Source organism: Stakelama flava, assembly GCF_019351405.1.
Classification (GTDB): Bacteria; Pseudomonadota; Alphaproteobacteria; order Sphingomonadales; family Sphingomonadaceae; genus Sphingomonas; species Sphingomonas flava_A.
The window spans coordinates 53,373-69,364 of the sequence record NZ_JAHWZX010000014.1 but is presented as its reverse complement, the minus strand read 5'-3'; the positions used below and the strand labels follow the sequence as shown (position 1 = coordinate 69,364).

The following is a 15,992-nucleotide window of genomic DNA, read 5'->3' as shown; positions in this document are numbered from 1 at the left end:
GAACACAAACAAGGGTACAGGCGAGCATCATCGCCAGGCGCAGGCCAATCCGCATCCGGCCGAGCAATGAAACTGGCGGCGGTGCGCCCTCCGCCGCGGCGAACCGCTCAGTTCTTGCGGTTGAGCGAGACCCCATAGAGCTCCATGCGATGATCGACCAGCCGGAAGCCAAGCCGTTCGGCAATCTGTTTTTGCAGCAATTCCAGTTCGGGATCGACGAATTCGATCACCTTACCGGTTTCGACGTCGATCAGATGGTCGTGATGCGCTTCGGGAGCGGGTTCGTACCTCGCTCGCCCATCGCCGAAATCATGCCGGTCAAGTATTCCTGCTTCTTCGAAAAGGCGAACGGTGCGATATACGGTCGCGATAGAAATGCCCGAATCGATCTTCGATGCGCGTTCATAGACCTTTTCCACATCGGGATGGTCTTCCGCTTCGGATAATACGCGCGCAATCACTCTGCGCTGTTCGGTGATGCGCAGGCCTTTTTCATGGCACAGCGCTTCAAGATCAATTTTACGGGCCATCACTTTCCTTCTTGCCCGTCCGATGTAGCGGTGAATTGATCGCGGGAAAAGACCGCGTACGCGTTATCTGTAATCGATTTTTACCGTTACAGGGCGTGGCGCGGTCTTCCATATTCAGCGTTTGCGGCGCTTGGTGCCCAGGCCGATTTTCTTGGCCAGGTTGCGGCGCTGTTCGGCATAGTTCGGCGCGACCATCGGATAGTCGGCGGGCAGATTCCATTTGGAACGATATTCTTCCGGCGTCATCTGATAATGCGTCATCAGGTGCCGTTTGAGCATCTTCAGCTTCTTACCGTCTTCCAGACAGACGATATAGTCGGGCTTCACCGACGAACGAATGGAAACGGCAGGTTCCTGCTTTACTTCGGCTTCCTCTGCTGCGCCCGAAAGACCGGTGAGCGCGCCATGAACATTCTGGATGAGCAGGGGAAGATCGGAAACCGCCACGCTGTTATTGCTGACATGGGCAGCGACGATGTCGGCCGTCAGCGTTACCAGCGTTTCCTGCATATCCGATTGATTATCCATTACTTTCCTCATACTTGCATTGCAAAGGCGGTTACGTAAATCCCCCGCGCATCCCTATCGGCTGTGTTTAGGTGCGATGCAACGATAAAATTGCTGTATTTAGTTTATTCTTGGGACAATGAACGACGGAAAGTCTGGGCATCAAATTGTTCCCCGTCCAGCCCCCGATAATATTTCCGGCGTTCGCCGATCTTGGTAAAACCTTCGCCAACGTATAGTGACACCGCAGGGTTTCCTGCGCGAACTTCCAGATGAAGATTTACAGCGCCGCGTATTACGGCTTCGGCCATTGTCGATCGCACCAGCGCGCGCCCCGTGCCGCGCCGTCGCGCCGAAGGGTCAACGGCAAGCAACAGTAACTCGGCATCGTCAAGGATTACGCGCGCCATGGCGAATCCCAGCGCGCGTTCGCCTTCCTGCGCGATGGTAAGCCATACGCCCGGTAGCGCGAACATGCCCGCGCATTGCGATGGCGTCCATGCTTCGCCGAAGCGTGGATCAAAGGCGGCGGCGGAAAGGCCGTTGACGATGCCCAGATCTTCCACCCCGCCGCCGCGCAGGGTGAGGTTGGCCCGCGTCCTCTTCACACCATCGGCTTTGCATCGGGCGCGCGTCCGTACAACGGCGCGGGGAAAAGCGAGCGAAAATTTTCGGGGAGCAGCAGCGCGCGCGATGCATCGGGCAGGGCTTCGACGACCGGCACCATGGGGTCGATCGCCGACAGGTGCCGTACCCCGCTGCCGACAGCGGTTCGATCGCCCAGTGCGGCGAGTGCATCGGCAGGTTTCAGCGAGGCGAGAGCGCCGGTTTCGCGCAAGGGGGCGGAGGTGAAGTGCTGCATGAAGACTTCACCATGGCCGCCCTCAAGCACGACGGCAAGATCGCTGATAGGTTCGGCGTCGGCGAAGGCGGCGGCCGCGACAAGCGCGGTTGAACTGAACCCGAAAACCTGTGCGCGCCAACCGATGCCCAGCCCGCGTGCCGCAGCCAGGCCGACGCGTACGCCGGTGAAGCTGCCCGGCCCGCAATCGACCAGAATCCGATCCGAACGCCCCTGATCCGGCAGCGCGGCGATCATCGGGATCAGGCGTTCGGCATGGCCGCGCCCCACCACCTGATGGTCGGCGGCAATCACCGAGTCCGCTTCGAAAAGCGCGACCGAGCAGGCGGCGGTGGCGGTCTCTATGACAAGTGTGCGCACGCGGGCAGGGCGATCAGGCGATCCGGTTGAATTTGTCGAAATCGGGGCGGGGGCTGCGATCGAAAACGCTGTCGGGGTCGCCATGGCCGAGCGTTGAGATGAAATTCACCTTCACCTTCGGTTGATCGGCGAAAAAGGCGGCATTCACCTTTTCAGCGTCGAAACCGGACATCGGCCCGGTATCGAGGCCAAGCGCACGCGCCGCGATAATGAAATACGCGCCCTGAAGCGAGGAATTGCGCATCGCATGTTCCTTGCGGCCCGCTTCGTCCCTCAGGAACCAGCTGCGCGCATCGGCATGGGGAAACAGCCAGGGAAGCTGTTCGTGGAAATCCTCGTCCATGCCGATCACGACGGAAACAGGCGCCTTACGGATTTTGTCGGCATTGCTGTCCATCGCGCATGCGGCGAGCTTTTCCTTTGCCGCATCGCTCATGCACCATATGAACCGCGCGGGATGCTGGTTGGCGCTGGTCGGCCCCATTTTCAACAGGTCGTAAATTCCGCGAATATCCGCTTCGCTGACTGGCTGATCGGTATAGCCGTTATAGGTGCGCGCGGTGCGGAAGATCGTGTCCAGCCCGGCCTCGTCAAGCGGCTTGCCCATGGCAGTCATCCTTGTTCAGTATATGTTTTGCGCGAAGGTCAGACCGCGCGTACTTCGGTCACTTCGGGAACATAATGTTTGAGCAGCTGCTCGATTCCCTGCTTCAGCGTCGCGGTGGAGGAGGGGCAGCCCGAACAGGCACCCTGCATCTGCAAAAAGACCTTCCCCTCGTCAAAGCCGCGATACACGATGTCGCCGCCGTCATTCGCGACGGCGGGGCGGACGCGCGTATCGATAAGGTCGCGGATCTGCGCGACGATGTCGGCATCTTCCGGATTTTCGGGAAATTCCACCGCGCCGTCGTCGCCTGGAACCTGAATCCCGGCGGCGCTGCCCTGTTTGAACAGCGGCATGTCGGCGGAAAAATGGTCCAGCAACACCCCCAGTACATCGGGTTTCAGCGCATTCCAGTCGGTGCCGGGCACCGCGGTGACCGAAATGAAATCCTTGCCGAAGAAAACGCCGGTCACATCACCCAGTCCGAACAGCGTTTCGGCGAGTGGCGAAACCTCGGCTTCTTCGGGATTGGCGAAATCACGCGTTCCCGCCTCCATGACGGTGCGGCCGGGAAGGAATTTCAGCGTCGCCGGGTTCGGGGTGGTTTCGGTTTCGATCAACATGGGTGCGCATTTGGGCGCGGCAGTGGCGGCTATCAAGTGCGCGGCGAAGAAACGATTGGTTTCGCGGCTATTGTTTCGCGACCGCGTTCACCGTCCCGGCAAATTCTTCAAAGTCGCGCGCTTCGGTGAAGTCCTTATATACGCTGGCAAAGCGAATATAGGCGACCGAATCGAGCGCCTTCAATCCCGCCATCACCAGTTCGCCGATCAATTTGGCGGGCACTTCGGGATCGCCGCCGGTTTCAAGCTGCCGCTGAATTCCCGATACCAGCTTTTCGACCTGTTCGCGGCCCACCGGACGCTTGCGGCACGCGATCGAAACCGACCGGACCAGTTTGTCGCGATCGAACGGTTCGCGCTTTTCCTCGCTCTTAAGCACGGTCAGATCGCGAAGCTGGATGCGTTCGAACGTGGTGAAACGCGCACCGCACGCCTCGCACTGGCGGCGGCGGCGAATGGCGGTCCCGTCCTCTGTCGGGCGCGAATCCTTTACCTGGCTGTCTTCATGGGCGCAGAACGGGCAGCGCATTCAGTTTTTGCTCCTAATCGCCGCCGCAATGCGCGTCAGCGCATCAAATCGCCATAGATCGGAAAACGATCGCACAGCGCGCGTACGCGCTGCTTCACGTCTTGCTCGACGCGAGGATCGCCATTTTCGCCCTTTTCGGCAAGTCCGTCCAGGACATCGGCGACCATATGGCCGATTTCGTTGAATTCGGCGACGCCGAAACCACGCGTCGTACCGGCGGGCGATCCGACGCGGATACCGCTGGTTTTCATCGGCGGCAGCGGGTCGAACGGCACGCCATTCTTGTTGCAGGTGATCGCAGCGCGCTCCAGCGCCTCGTCGGCGTCCTTGCCGGTAATGCCCAGCGGGCGAAGGTCGACCAGCGCCACATGCGTGTCGGTGCCGCCCGCGACCAGATCGCTGCCGCGCTCCTTCAGCGTCGCGGCCAATGCCTTGGCATTGTCGACCACCGCCTTGATATAGCCCTTATATTCGGGCTGAAGCGCTTCGCCGAACGCGACCGCCTTGGCTGCGATGACATGCATCAGCGGGCCGCCCTGAAGGCCGGGGAACACCGCCGAATTGATCTTCTTGGCAATCGCTTCGTCATTGGTCAGCACCATGCCGCCGCGCGGGCCGCGCAGCGTCTTGTGCGTGGTGGTGGTGACGACATGCGCGTGTGGCAGCGGCGAGGGGTGGAGGCCGCCCGCAACAATACCTGCGAAATGCGCCATATCCACCATGAACAGCGCATCGACCTCGTCTGCGATGGCGCGGAAACGGGCGAAATCAATCTGACGCGGATAGGCCGAACCGCCCGCGATGATCAGTCGGGGCCGGTGTTCCTTGGCCAGTCGCTCGACCTCGTCGAAATCGATCAGGTCGTCTTCCTTGCGCACGCCATATTGCACGGCGTTGAACCATTTGCCGCTCATCGCCGCCTTCGCGCCATGGGTCAGGTGGCCCCCGGCATCGAGGCTCAGCCCCATGATGGTGTCGCCCGGTTTGGTCAGCGCCAGCATCACCGCGCCGTTCGCCTGCGCCCCCGAATGCGGCTGGACATTGGCGAAGCCGCAATCGAACAGCTTCTTTGCCCGGTCGATGGCGATCTGCTCCACCTCATCGCTGGGGTGGCAGCCCTGATAATAGCGCTTGCCCGGATAGCCTTCGGCATATTTGTTGGTGAAGATGCTGCCCTGCGCCTCCAGCACCGCCTTCGACACGATGTTTTCGGATGCGATCAATTCGATCTGATATTGTTCGCGTTCCAGTTCGTGGCGCACGCCGGCAAAGATGTCGGGATCGGCCTCTGCCAAACCGCGGGTGAAAAATCCGTCCGGGGTGAGTTCGGTCGTCGGGTTCGTGCTCATATAGCGTCCCCTTGGCGTTGGGTTGCGAAAAATCGCCGGGCGCGCAGCGGCGTGCCGCGAGGCGGGAATCGGTGCCGCTTCTATGCGCTGACGATCCCGATTGCCACCGTCATCTCTAAAGCTGCGGCGCGCCCAGCTTGTCGACTCGCCGCGAATGGCGATCGCCCAGAAAGTCGGTGGCGAGAAAGCGTTCGACGCATACCTTCGCCATTTCAGGACCGGTCAGCCGCGCGCCGATCGCGATGACGTTCGCGTCATTATGGCTGCGCGCCAGTTCGGCCGACAGTGGTTCGGAAACCAGTGCCGAACGGCAGGCGGGGTTGCGGTTGGCGGCCATCGAAATGCCGATACCCGATCCGCACAGGGCGATGCCGAACCGCGCTTCGCCATCGGCGATCGCCTTGGCCAGCTTGTATCCGTAATCGGGATAATCGACGCTTTGCGGTCCGTCGGTGCCCAGGTCGAGCACTTCGTGACCCGCTGCACGCAACCAATCGGCGATTTCGGACTTCAACTCATAGGCCGCATGATCGGCGGCGATGGCGATGATATGGGACATGGGCGTCCTATTACCGGCCTTCGCGCCGCGCGCCAAGACGAAGGAGCCAAGATGCGCAAATTGCTGATCCCCCTTTTTTCCATCGCCCTGCTGTCGGGGTGCGGCGGGTCGAGTCCTGCGGAACGCAACGGCGCGGAGGATGCGAGCGAGGCGATCGCGAACGCGATCGGCGAAACCGCCTCCAGCGTCGGAAACGGAATCGAAGATGCGGGCAACGCCATCGCCGGGCCGGTGAAGCCGGGGCGCTATGACGACTGGATCGGCAAATGGGTAGGGGTGGAGGGCACCTATCTCGACATCAAGAAGCCGACCGATGAGGATAGCGAGGCGGATTACGAACTGACCATGCAATATGATCTGGATCACAAGGGGACGTTCGATGGTACTGCGACCGATCACGGCATCGCCTTTTCCAGACCGGACGGTAATCATGTCCTGAAAAAAGCGACGGGCGATCAGACGGGACTCAAATATCTGGCGGGCAAACGCAATTGCGTGATGGTGAAACAGGGCGAAGGCTATTGCCGCGATTGATCCGCGTCATCGGTGCGGTGGCGGCCGCCGGAACCGATGGGGATGATAGTTGATGGCGGTGCGCGAAACGGCGGCGATGATCGCCGCGATGGAGCCGGCATTGCAACCGGGCGAGTATGTCTTCGCAACCTTTGCCGATCCACAGGCGGCAAGCGCGTTCGCGGCGTTCGCGTCAGGAAGTTTTCGGGAGGCGGAGGGCGTGTCGCTGATTCTACCGACCGATCGCGCGCAAGGGCTGGCGTGTTCTCCGCCGATGCGCTGCATCACGCTAACGGTTCATTCCGCGCTTGACGGGGTTGGGCTGACCGCCGCGGTATCGGGCGCGCTGGCGCGGCACGACATCGCTGCGAACATGGTCGCTGCCTATCACCACGATCATGTTTTCGTTCCCACGGCCGACGCCGAGGCAGCGCTGGCCGTGCTTCAGGCCCTTCAGCGCGACGGCCGGTCAGGCGGCGAGCTTTAGCTCCATCCGGTCCCAGATTTCGACGAGCGCCTCGACCAGCTCGGTCATCATCGCCTCGTCATGCGCCGGGCCGGGCGTGAAGCGAAGCCGTTCGGTCCCGCGCGGCACCGTCGGGAAATTGATCGGTTGCACGTAAACGCCATATTCGGCGAGAAGGATGTCGCTGATCCGCTTCGCCTTCACCGGGTCACCGACCATCAGCGGAACGATATGCGTGGTCGAATCCATGACCGGCAGGCCGGCATCGCGCATCATCGCCTTCAGCTTCGCCGCCGCCGCCTGCTGCCCGTCACGCTCCGCGCTTGAGGATTTAAGGTGCCGCACGCTCGCCAGCGCGCCGGAAACCAGCACGGGGGAAAGCGAAGTGGTGAAGATGAAACCGGGAGCATAGCTGCGGATCACATCGATGATCTGCTTGTCCGCCGCGATATAGCCGCCCATCACGCCAAACGCCTTGCCCAGCGTCCCTTCGATGATGGTGAGGCGCCGTGCGGCGTCGTCGCGTTCCGAAATGCCGCCGCCGCGCGGGCCGTACATGCCGACCGCGTGCACTTCGTCGAGATAGGTGAGCGCGTTGTATTTGTCGGCCAGGTCGCAGATCGCGTGGATCGGCGCGATGTCGCCATCCATCGAATAGACGCTTTCGAACGCGATCAGCTTTGGAACGGCCGGGTCCTCGGCGGCGAGCAGCGCTTCGAGATGTTCGACGTCATTGTGACGGAACACCCGTTTTTCGCAGCCCGAATTGCGGATTCCCGCGATCATCGATGCATGGTTTAGTTCGTCGGAGAAAATGATGCAGCCGGGCAGGATCTTGGCCAGCGTCGACAGCGTCGCCTCGTTCGAAACGTAACCGGAGGTGAAAAGCAGCGCGCCCTGCTTTTCATGCAGGTCGGCCAGCTCCGTCTCCAGATCGATATGATAATGGGTGGTGCCGCCGATATTGCGGGTGCCGCCGGAACCTGCGCCTACATCGTGCAACGCCTCTTCCATCGCTGCGATGACCTTTGGATGCTGCCCCATGGCCAGATAGTCGTTCGAACACCATACGGTGATCGGCTTCGGCCCATTATGTCCCGCAAAGCAGCGCGCATTGGGGAACATCCCCTTGTTACGCAGGATGTCGATGAAGACGCGATAGCGCCCCTCGGCATGGAGCCGGTCGATCGCCTGCGCGAATGCGCGGTTATAGTCGATCCCCGGAACGGCATGGGTTTCGCTGGTCATGATTCCTCTGCGGGTAAACCCATCGGCCGGGGATTTCCAGTGTCGCGCTGCGCTTTTACGTATTCATCCGTAGGCGAAAGGTTCCTTCCTATCTGCGATTGCTCTCGATCAAGTCGCGTCCCCCGCGGCTGTGGTACAAGGCGATATCGCAGCCCATCGACTCCGGGCATGGCTGCGGCTGAGAGACGTAAAAAGCGCTCCCGTTCGGTTTCGAGGGGAAAGCGAATGATTGATCATCCACACCGCCAATATTGGCAAAAACGCGAACGCGAGGAACGCGAATCGGCTGATCGCGCCGTCGATGCATCGGCGCGAAGGGCGCATCGCGAGATGGCCGAGCGCTATTGCGTGATGGCGCGCGACGATGCCGACATGGCAAGTTCCACCATCCCGCGGCGCGGTTGAAACCACCGGTTTTGGCGCGGCCGTGCGCCGCTTTACAGCGCTTCGATGGTATCGAGGCCAAAGCCGGATAGCGCCGGTTCCAGCGCGCGTTCCGCGTGGCCCAGCCGGGTGAAAACAGCCTTGCCCGGCGGGGAAGTTTCCGGCCATGACTGACCGGCGGTCAGATGGGCAATGCGCCGCGCAATCCCCGGTCCACCATCGATGAAGCGCACCGGATGCGGCGCGGCTTGCGAAAGTTCCTGCGCGATCAGCGGGAAATGGGTGCACGCATTGACGACAATATCGATCTCGCCGCCGCCTTCCTGCCCGAACAGCCCATCCAGCGCTTCGCGATAAGCGGCGGGTTCGACCGGTTCGCCGCGCAATTTCGCCTCTGCCAGTTTCACCAGTTCGGCCGACCCGTGGCGCAGGACCACACAATCGCCCGCGAAACGCGCGGCGAGATCGTCGACATAGGTCTGCCGCACGGTGGCGGGGGTACCCAGCACGCCGATGACTCGCGTGCCGCTCTGCTGCGCGGCGGGCTTGATCGCCGGTACGGTGCCGACCACCGGCAGGTCCAGCGCGGCGCGAACCGCCGCGAGCGCGATGGTCGATGCCGTATTGCACGCGATGACGATCAGGCGGGGGTGGTAGCGTTCGGTCAGCCGGCCGAGCAGCGCGGGCACGCGTGCCGCGATATCGGCGTCGCTGCGCGTGCCATAGGGAAAGCCGGCCGAATCGGCCGCATAGACGATAGACGCGTGGGGCAGCAGCGCGCGCGTCGGCCCCAGCACGGACAGCCCGCCGACGCCGGAATCGAAAAACAGCACTGGCCGCGTGTCGGTCATGGCGCGCGCTGATGGGCTGGCGCTTCGCCATCGTCAAGCGGGCGCAAAGCTGATCGAGGTTGTTGCCGTTGCGCAATTGACGGCCTAGCTTGCGGGCTGCAAGGGGATTTAGTGCAGACCGAAATCATCTGGATGGCACCTGCCGGAGCATTATTGCTGGGCTATTTGCTGGGCGCGATTCCGTTCGGCATGATCCTGACCGCGCTTGCCGGGGCGGGCGATCTGCGCAGCATCGGATCGGGCAATATCGGCGCGACCAATGTGCTGCGCACCGGGCGCAAGGGACTGGCCGCGGCAACGCTACTGCTCGATCTGTTCAAGGGCTGGGCTGCGGTCTGGCTGGCGGGATTGGTCTTTCCGGGCAACGAACTGCTCGCCGCTGCCGCCGTCTTTCTGGGGCATTGTTACCCGATCTGGCTGAAATTCCGGGGCGGGAAGGGGGTTGCGACCTTTATGGGGATCGCGCTCGCGCTGCATTGGCCCTGCGCGCTGGTCTATGCGCTGCTCTGGCTGGGCCTGCTTGCGACGCTTCGCATTTCCTCGCTCGCAGGGATGGCGGCGGCGCTCAGCACGCCTGTCACCGCCGCATGGTTCGGCCGGTTCGATCTGGTGCTGCTGTACCTCGCGCTGGCCCTGCTCACCGTTTGGAAGCATCGCCAGAATATCGATCGGCTGATGTCCGGGGAGGAGCCGCGCGTCGGCGGCTCGCGTTGAGCGAACCGGACGTCCGGTTCGCGCGGCTTCGCCTGATCCGTTCCGCCAATGTCGGGCCGGTTTCCTATATGCAGCTCGTCGCGCGTTTCGGAGGTGCGGCTGCGGCGCTCGACGCGCTTCCCGACCTTGCCCGGCGCGGCGGGGGCAGGACACCGGTCATCGCCGATGAACGCATGGTCGTGCGCGAAATCGCGCAGGTGGAGAAACTGGGCGCGCGCTATCTGTTTCGCGACGATGCGGACTATCCGCCGCTTCTCGATCAACTCGACAATGCGCCGGCCGCGCTGATCCTGCGCGGCGATTCAGCGCTGATGGCGCGCCCTTGCATCGCGATGGTCGGCGCACGCAACGCGTCAGCCGCCGCATGCCGTTTCGCCCGGCAATTGTCGCAAGGGCTGGCGGGGCAGGGCCTGACCGTCGTGTCCGGACTGGCGCGCGGAATCGATACGCAGGCGCATATCGGCGCGATCGATGGCGGCACGGCGGGCGTGATCGCCAGCGGCATCGACATCGCGTTCCCGCCCGAAAATGCCGAGCTTCAGGAAGCGGTGGCAAATCGCGGGCTTTTGATCGCCGAACAGCCGCCGGGCACTGAACCGCGCGCGCGACACTTTCCTTATCGCAACCGGATCATCGCGGGGTTGAGCCTGGGCACGGTGGTGGTGGAAGCGGCGCCGAAATCGGGGTCGCTCATCACAGCGCGGCTTGCCGGGGAGGCGGGGCGCGAGGTCATGGCGGTGCCGGGCAGCCCGCTCGATCCGCGTGCGCAGGGATGCAATATGCTGATCCGCGAAGGGGCGACGCTGGTCCAGTCGGCGGCAGACATTATCGAGATGATCCGGCCCATCGACGCACGCGCGGTACGCTCGCCATCCTCGTCGTTCGGCGGCGCGCCGCCCGCGGCCGACGCCAGCGATGTGGAACGGCGCAATGTCGCCGGTCTGCTCGGCCCCGTGCCGGTCGCGGTCGACGAACTCATCCGCCAGTCAGGCCATGCGCCCGCCGCGGTTCAGACGGTGCTGCTCGAACTGGAACTGGCCGGACGGCTGGAACGGCATGCGGGGGGCAGGGTAAGCCTCGCCTAGCTTCTAGCGTACGTCGTGCAACTCCCGGCGAAGCTGCGCCATCAATTCGCTGGCTGGCATCGCACGGATGAGTGGCGCACCTTGCCCCGCCCATTGCGCGCCGAACCCGGCCTCTCCCTTTGCCTTGTGCGCGGCGTTGAGCGCTTTCCCGGCATCATAGGCACGCGGATAATCGGGTGGCGGCACGTCGATACTCGATCCGAGGCGGGTAAACCGGTTGGCAAGCGCGCGCGCCGGGCGGCCCGAAATGGCGCGCGTCATAATCGTATGTTCTGCCGCCTCTCCCGTCAGCGCGGCGCGATACCCGTCATCGGCTGCGCTTTCGGGACAGGCGATAAAAGCCGTGCCGAGCTGCGCTGCGATCGCGCCCAGATCAAGCGCGGCGCGAATTCCGGCGCCGTCCATGATTCCGCCGGCGGCGATCACCGGGACCGAACAGCGCGATGCGAGCAGTCGGGTGAGCGCGAGGGTGCCAAGCTGTTCATCATGCCCGTCGGGATCGAAAATCCCGCGATGCCCGCCAGCTTCGAAGCCTTGCGCGACAATGGCGTCGATCCCGGCGCGCTCCGCCGCCCGCGCTTCATCGGGGCTGGTCGCGGTGGCGAGCAGCAGGCAGCCCGCCTCGTGAAGCGCGGTGATCCGCCCGGCGTCGGGAAGACCGAAATGAAAGCTCACCACCGCCGGCTTTTCGTCCAGCAGCATGGCGAGCATCGCGTCGTCGTGCGCAAAGCTGCGATAGATGGTGCGAAGGGCATCCGGCGGCTCCGCGCCAGCTTCGGCAAAGCTGTGGCCCAGCGCTTTCAGCCAGGCTGTTTCGCGCGGCCAGTCTTCAGCCGGGTCGGCATGGACGAACAGGTTGACGTTGAACGGGCGGGTAGTGCGTTCGCGCGTTTCGCGAATCATCGTTCGTGCGGTTTCGGCGTTGCTGGAGCCCAGCCCCAGCGCACCCAACCCTCCCGCCTCGCACACCGCGGCGGCAAGCGCAGGCGTGGAAACGCCCGCCATCGGTGCCTGAAAAATCGGGACGGTCAGGGCGAGGCGGTCGGTCAAAGTCACATCTTTTCCTTCAGGCCCGATTTCACGAGCCACCAGTTGGTCGGATAGGCGGTGGCGAATCCCGCCAGCATCGCGATTTGCATCAGCCACCAGAATTCGGGCGTGTTCACCTCCGCCACGCCGCCATAAGCGGGTTTGAACCAGGCGAACTGGCCAATCGCCATCAGGCCGTACATGCCCACCTGCCAGCTGGTGATAGACAGCGTGTCCGCCTTCACCGCCTGCCACACGCCCTTGCCGAACGACAGACCGCGCATCGGGGCGATGGTGAAATATTGAAAGACAATGCCGATGGCAAACGCGACCAGATAGTCGGGAATCCATACCGCAAAGGTCTTCTCGGCGAACAGGCTGTGCCAGCCGAACAATGTCGCGATTCCCGGAATGGCGAACGCCGCCCATTCGACGATGATGTCGCCCAGCGTACAGCCAGCCCCGCAATGCGATGCGCCCTTGGCAACGGCGATGTGCATCGGCGGCGCATCGTCCTGCGTGCCGTCATTGCGCCCGAAACTGTTGTAGAAGGCCAGCCAGATGACGCTGCCGAACAGCGCGGTCAGCGGCCAGACCAGATTCATGATCCACATTTTCTGCGGATGGCGAACTTCGTCGATCACGATAACGACCGCGCAGCCAAAGCCGATGGCAAGCGAAAGTAGTGAAAGCGTGTGCAGCCAGGCAGGAAAATCCGGCAATATCGTCTCCGTGGCAATGATCGGCGATTGCGGCTTACACGTTCGATACGCTCGACAGGTTCCGATAAACGGTCTGTCGCGCACCTTGACGAGCCGCTAGGAGGCTCCCCATCCTTGTGCGCACACATGTAAGGACGTTTCCACTCTCTCATGCAGCTTGTCATCGTCGAATCGCCGGCCAAGGCGAAAACCATCGAGAAATATCTCGGCAAGGATTACCGCGTTCTCGCGAGCTACGGCCATGTCCGTGATCTGCCGCCCAAGGACGGGTCGGTCGATCCGGATCAGGGATTCGAAATGTCGTGGGAACCCTATGCCGACAAATCGAAGCAGCTAAAGGCGATTACGGATGAGGCGAAAAAGGCCGACCGGCTGATCCTGGCCACCGACCCCGATCGTGAGGGGGAGGCGATTTCCTGGCATGTGCAGGAAGTGCTGGCGAAGAAAAAGGCGCTGCCCAAAGAGGTGGAGCGAGTCACCTTCAACGCGATCACAAAAAAGGCGGTGACCGATGCGATGCTAGCCCCACGCGGCCTCGATACCGATCTGATCGATGCGTATCGCGCGCGCCGGGCGCTTGACTATCTGGTCGGCTTCACCCTGTCGCCGGTGCTGTGGCGCAAGCTGCCCGGCGCCAAATCGGCGGGGCGAGTGCAGTCGGTTGCGCTTCGGTTGGTGGTCGAGCGCGAGCGCGAGATCGAAAGCTTCGTCGCGCAGGAATATTGGTCGGTCGCGGCCGATATGGAACAGGACGGCACCGGTTTCGAAGCGCGCCTTGTCCGGTTCGAAGGCGACAGGATCGACCGGCTGACCATCGGCGACGAAGCCACCGCCATGCGCGCGAAAGCTGCGGTCGAGGCGGGGCGCTTCACTGTCGCCTCGGTCGAGACCAAGCCAGGCACGCGCAACCCGCCGCCGCCCTTCACCACTTCCACGCTGCAACAGGAAGCGGCGCGAAAGCTGGGCTTTTCCGCCAGCCACACGATGCGGATCGCGCAGGCGCTGTATGAAGACGGCGCGATCACCTATATGCGTACCGACGGGGTTCAGATGGACGGCGGCGCGATTCAGGACGCGCGCAAGGCGATCCAGGACCGGTATGACGGCGGCTATGTCCCCGATAAGCCGCGCCAGTATCAGACAAAGGCGAAGAATGCGCAGGAAGCGCATGAGGCGATCCGCCCCACCGACTTTTCAAAGGACCGCGCAGGCTCGGGTGATCACGGCCGCCTGTACGATCTGATCTTCAAGCGTGCACTGGCGAGCCAGATGGCGTCGGCGCGGCTTGAACGCACGACGATCGAACTGGAGGACGGCACCGGGCGCACCGCGCTTCGGGCGACGGGGCAGGTAGTGCTCTTTCCCGGCTTCCTCGCGCTGTACGAGGAAGGGCGCGACGACGCGGATGACGAGGATTCGCGCCGTCTGCCGATGTTGCGCGAAGGCGATTCCCCGGCGAAGATCGGCGTGCGCGCCGAACAGCATTTCACCCAGCCGCCGCCGCGCTTTTCCGAAGCATCGCTGGTCAAGCGGCTGGAGGAACTGGGGATCGGGCGGCCATCGACCTATGCCTCGATCATTCAGGTGCTGAAGGATCGCGCCTATGTGCGCACCGAGAAGAACCGCTTTTTCGCCGAGGAAACCGGCCGGTTGCTGACTGCGTTCCTCGAACGTTTTTTCGAAAAATATGTCAGCTATGATTTCACCGCCGGGCTGGAGGAGGAACTGGACGATGTGTCCGGCGGTCGCGCGGCATGGCAGGCGGTGCTCGAAGCGTTCTGGCGCGATTTCAAACCGCGCACCAACGAGGTCATGGAGTTCAAACCGTCCGAGGTGACGGCGCAGCTTGACCAGTTCCTCGAACCCTTCCTATTCCCGGCAAAGGCCGATGGATCGGACCCGCGCGCCTGCCCCAGTTGCGGCGATGGCAGGCTGGCGCTGCGCGGCGGGCGGTTTGGCGCGTTCGTTGCCTGCTCCAACTATCCCGACTGCAAATACACCCGCGCCTTTGCGCAGCCGGGCGTCGCGTCCGAAGATACCGGTCCCGAAGGGCTGGGCACCGACCCCGAAACCGGGCTGGAGGTCGAGCGCAAATCGGGACGGTTCGGCCCGTATATCCAGCTAGGCGAGGGCAAGGAGGCGAAGCGTGCGTCGATCCCCAAGGACCTGCCGGGCGAACTCGATCTGGAAATGGCGCTCAAGCTGCTCAGCCTGCCGCGCACCATCGGCGACCATCCCGAAACGGGCGAACCGATCGAAGCGTCGATCGGCCGCTATGGCCCGTATCTGAAGCATAACGGCAAATATGCGAAACTGTCCTCGACCGAGGAAGTGTTCGAAACCGGCATGAACGCCGCCGTGGTGAAGCTGGCCGAAGCGGCGGAAAAGGGACCGCGCGCCCGTGGTACTCGCGAACCGTTAAAGGTGCTGGGCAAGCATCCGCGGACCGAGGAAGAGGTGAAGCTGATGGAGGGGCGCTACGGTCCCTATGTCACCGACGGAACAACCAATGCCACGTTGCCCAAGACGATCGACAAGGATGCGCTGACACTGGAAGAGGCGGCGCAGCTTATCGATGACAAGGCAGCCAAGGGGCCGGTTAAGAAGAAGGGCGCGAAGAGGAAGGCGGCACCGAAGAAAAAGCCGGCGGCAAAGAAAAGTCCCGCGAAAAAAGCATCCGCGAAAGACGATTAGACGACGTTCCGCCCACCCCGTTCGCCCTGCGGCAGACTGCAGGGCGAACATCGTCGCGACACGTTCAATGCGCGCGGGCGCCAGACTGGTTCAGCCATGCGCGGGCCTGTTTCTGCGCTTCGGCGATTTCGAACGCGCTCATATAATCGGCGATTTCGGAACGGCATTCCTGTGCGCGGGGATTCCCGCCCATCGCCGCCAGATTAAACCATTTGTGCGCTTCGATCAGGTCGATATCGGACCCTGCTGCACCACTGGAATAGACCATGCCCAGTTCGAACCATGCCTCGGCATCGCCGCGTGCTGCTTGCTGCAAGTGGCTTTCGATCAGGAATGTGGCACTTTTGACGCTTTTGCCCATGG

The 15,992-nt window shown here is 62.8% G+C and carries 20 protein-coding genes; 6 read left to right on the top strand and 14 right to left on the bottom strand.

Translation table 11 applies throughout. The features are described 5' to 3' along the window. Nucleotides 1-107 precede the first annotated feature (107 nt). The 9 genes from KY084_RS13550 to rpiB form a co-directional block, all read right to left on the bottom strand. Nucleotides 108-530 (bottom strand): Fur family transcriptional regulator, encoded by a 423-nt coding sequence (locus tag KY084_RS13550; RefSeq protein ID WP_219239011.1) that lies wholly within the window; start codon nt 528-530, stop codon nt 108-110. Between the two features lie 114 nt (nt 531-644). Next, complete coding sequence (locus KY084_RS13545; protein ID WP_219239010.1) at nt 645-1,058, bottom strand: Ros/MucR family transcriptional regulator; 414 nt, start codon at nt 1,056-1,058, stop codon at nt 645-647. 104 nt (nt 1,059-1,162) lie between these two features. Beyond that, nucleotides 1,163-1,645 (bottom strand): GNAT family N-acetyltransferase, encoded by a 483-nt coding sequence (locus KY084_RS13540; RefSeq protein WP_219239009.1) that lies wholly within the window; start codon nt 1,643-1,645, stop codon nt 1,163-1,165. Next, the gene (gene tsaB, locus KY084_RS13535; RefSeq protein WP_343228025.1) at nt 1,642-2,259 is read right to left on the bottom strand and encodes a tRNA (adenosine(37)-N6)-threonylcarbamoyltransferase complex dimerization subunit type 1 TsaB; all 618 of its coding nucleotides are present in this window, start codon (nt 2,257-2,259) and stop codon (nt 1,642-1,644) included. Before tsaB ends, KY084_RS13540 begins: the two co-directional genes overlap by 4 nt. A 13-nt stretch (nt 2,260-2,272) precedes the next feature. Continuing rightward, nucleotides 2,273-2,866 (bottom strand): malonic semialdehyde reductase, encoded by a 594-nt coding sequence (locus KY084_RS13530; protein ID WP_219239007.1) that lies wholly within the window; start codon nt 2,864-2,866, stop codon nt 2,273-2,275. 38 nt (nt 2,867-2,904) lie between these two features. After that, on the bottom strand, nt 2,905-3,486 hold the full coding sequence (locus KY084_RS13525) for a NifU family protein (RefSeq protein WP_219239006.1): 582 nt from the start codon (nt 3,484-3,486) through the stop codon (nt 2,905-2,907). 67 nt (nt 3,487-3,553) lie between these two features. Continuing rightward, entirely contained in the window at nt 3,554-4,015 is a 462-nt protein-coding gene (gene nrdR / locus KY084_RS13520; protein ID WP_219239005.1) for a transcriptional regulator NrdR, read from the bottom strand. Between the two features lie 35 nt (nt 4,016-4,050). Then, complete coding sequence (gene glyA / locus KY084_RS13515; protein WP_219239004.1) at nt 4,051-5,364, bottom strand: serine hydroxymethyltransferase; 1,314 nt, start codon at nt 5,362-5,364, stop codon at nt 4,051-4,053. Between the two features lie 115 nt (nt 5,365-5,479). Continuing rightward, the gene (gene rpiB / locus KY084_RS13510; protein ID WP_219239003.1) at nt 5,480-5,923 is read right to left on the bottom strand and encodes a ribose 5-phosphate isomerase B; all 444 of its coding nucleotides are present in this window, start codon (nt 5,921-5,923) and stop codon (nt 5,480-5,482) included. A gap of 51 nt (nt 5,924-5,974) precedes the next feature. Here rpiB and KY084_RS13505 point away from each other — a divergent pair, with 51 nt between their 5' ends. Beyond that, nucleotides 5,975-6,457 carry a hypothetical protein gene (locus tag KY084_RS13505; RefSeq protein ID WP_219239002.1) on the top strand — a complete coding sequence of 161 codons (483 nt, stop codon included), beginning with the start codon at nt 5,975-5,977 and terminating at the stop codon, nt 6,455-6,457. A gap of 52 nt (nt 6,458-6,509) precedes the next feature. Continuing rightward, entirely contained in the window at nt 6,510-6,923 is a 414-nt protein-coding gene (locus KY084_RS13500; protein WP_219239001.1) for an ACT domain-containing protein, read from the top strand. Here KY084_RS13500 and hemA read toward each other — a convergent pair. Next, nucleotides 6,906-8,150, bottom strand: a complete 1,245-nt coding sequence (hemA, locus tag KY084_RS13495; RefSeq protein ID WP_246587142.1) for a 5-aminolevulinate synthase — start codon at nt 8,148-8,150, stop codon at nt 6,906-6,908. The genes KY084_RS13500 and hemA overlap by 18 nt on opposite strands. 225 nt (nt 8,151-8,375) lie before the next feature. Here hemA and KY084_RS13490 point away from each other — a divergent pair, with 225 nt between their 5' ends. Then, on the top strand, nt 8,376-8,555 hold the full coding sequence (locus KY084_RS13490; protein WP_219239000.1) for a hypothetical protein: 180 nt from the start codon (nt 8,376-8,378) through the stop codon (nt 8,553-8,555). 32 nt (nt 8,556-8,587) lie between these two features. Here the strand turns inward: KY084_RS13490 and murI are convergent, their stop codons facing one another. Further along, complete coding sequence (gene murI / locus KY084_RS13485; protein WP_219238999.1) at nt 8,588-9,385, bottom strand: glutamate racemase; 798 nt, start codon at nt 9,383-9,385, stop codon at nt 8,588-8,590. 132 nt (nt 9,386-9,517) lie between these two features. Here murI and plsY point away from each other — a divergent pair, with 132 nt between their 5' ends. Further along, nucleotides 9,518-10,099: a glycerol-3-phosphate 1-O-acyltransferase PlsY gene (gene plsY, locus KY084_RS13480; RefSeq protein WP_246587151.1), complete on the top strand. Its 582-nt coding sequence runs from the start codon at nt 9,518-9,520 to the stop codon at nt 10,097-10,099. Next, nucleotides 10,096-11,184: a DNA-processing protein DprA gene (gene dprA, locus KY084_RS13475; protein ID WP_246587141.1), complete on the top strand. Its 1,089-nt coding sequence runs from the start codon at nt 10,096-10,098 to the stop codon at nt 11,182-11,184. Before plsY ends, dprA begins: the two co-directional genes overlap by 4 nt. 3 nt (nt 11,185-11,187) lie before the next feature. On the opposite strand, the gene KY084_RS13470 is transcribed toward dprA, so the two are convergent. Both KY084_RS13470 and KY084_RS16415 read right to left on the bottom strand, forming a co-directional pair. Continuing rightward, complete coding sequence (locus KY084_RS13470; protein WP_343228024.1) at nt 11,188-12,240, bottom strand: NAD(P)H-dependent flavin oxidoreductase; 1,053 nt, start codon at nt 12,238-12,240, stop codon at nt 11,188-11,190. Further along, nucleotides 12,237-12,935 (bottom strand): DUF4396 domain-containing protein, encoded by a 699-nt coding sequence (locus tag KY084_RS16415; protein ID WP_246587140.1) that lies wholly within the window; start codon nt 12,933-12,935, stop codon nt 12,237-12,239. The genes KY084_RS13470 and KY084_RS16415 overlap by 4 nt, the downstream gene beginning before the upstream one ends. A gap of 150 nt (nt 12,936-13,085) precedes the next feature. On the opposite strand from KY084_RS16415, the gene topA reads away from it, so the two are divergent. Then, the gene (topA, locus tag KY084_RS13465) at nt 13,086-15,629 is read left to right on the top strand and encodes a type I DNA topoisomerase (protein WP_219238996.1); all 2,544 of its coding nucleotides are present in this window, start codon (nt 13,086-13,088) and stop codon (nt 15,627-15,629) included. Nucleotides 15,630-15,693: 64 nt separating this feature from the next. Here topA and KY084_RS13460 read toward each other — a convergent pair whose 3' ends face one another. Then, entirely contained in the window at nt 15,694-15,990 is a 297-nt protein-coding gene (locus KY084_RS13460) for an SEL1-like repeat protein (protein WP_219238995.1), read from the bottom strand. Between the last annotated feature and the right edge of the window lie 2 nt (nt 15,991-15,992).

What these genes read in the sequence shown, in the direction of transcription:
- KY084_RS13460 (WP_219238995.1), bottom strand. Translation starts at nt 15,990, where the DNA reads ATGGGCAAAAGCGTCAAAAGTGCCACATTCCTGATCGAAAGCCACTTG.
- KY084_RS13490 (WP_219239000.1), top strand. Translation starts at nt 8,376, where the DNA reads ATGATTGATCATCCACACCGCCAATATTGGCAAAAACGCGAACGCGAG.
- rpiB (WP_219239003.1), bottom strand. Translation starts at nt 5,923, where the DNA reads ATGTCCCATATCATCGCCATCGCCGCCGATCATGCGGCCTATGAGTTG.
- murI (WP_219238999.1), bottom strand. Translation starts at nt 9,385, where the DNA reads ATGACCGACACGCGGCCAGTGCTGTTTTTCGATTCCGGCGTCGGCGGG.
- KY084_RS13550 (WP_219239011.1), bottom strand. Translation starts at nt 530, where the DNA reads ATGGCCCGTAAAATTGATCTTGAAGCGCTGTGCCATGAAAAAGGCCTG.
- KY084_RS13500 (WP_219239001.1), top strand. Translation starts at nt 6,510, where the DNA reads ATGGCGGTGCGCGAAACGGCGGCGATGATCGCCGCGATGGAGCCGGCA.
- glyA (WP_219239004.1), bottom strand. Translation starts at nt 5,364, where the DNA reads ATGAGCACGAACCCGACGACCGAACTCACCCCGGACGGATTTTTCACC.
- KY084_RS13530 (WP_219239007.1), bottom strand. Translation starts at nt 2,866, where the DNA reads ATGGGCAAGCCGCTTGACGAGGCCGGGCTGGACACGATCTTCCGCACC.
- hemA (WP_246587142.1), bottom strand. Translation starts at nt 8,150, where the DNA reads ATGACCAGCGAAACCCATGCCGTTCCGGGGATCGACTATAACCGCGCA.
- KY084_RS13505 (WP_219239002.1), top strand. Translation starts at nt 5,975, where the DNA reads ATGCGCAAATTGCTGATCCCCCTTTTTTCCATCGCCCTGCTGTCGGGG.
- topA (WP_219238996.1), top strand. Translation starts at nt 13,086, where the DNA reads ATGCAGCTTGTCATCGTCGAATCGCCGGCCAAGGCGAAAACCATCGAG.
- KY084_RS13525 (WP_219239006.1), bottom strand. Translation starts at nt 3,486, where the DNA reads ATGTTGATCGAAACCGAAACCACCCCGAACCCGGCGACGCTGAAATTC.
- KY084_RS13545 (WP_219239010.1), bottom strand. Translation starts at nt 1,058, where the DNA reads ATGGATAATCAATCGGATATGCAGGAAACGCTGGTAACGCTGACGGCC.
- plsY (WP_246587151.1), top strand. Translation starts at nt 9,518, where the DNA reads ATGGCACCTGCCGGAGCATTATTGCTGGGCTATTTGCTGGGCGCGATT.
- nrdR (WP_219239005.1), bottom strand. Translation starts at nt 4,015, where the DNA reads ATGCGCTGCCCGTTCTGCGCCCATGAAGACAGCCAGGTAAAGGATTCG.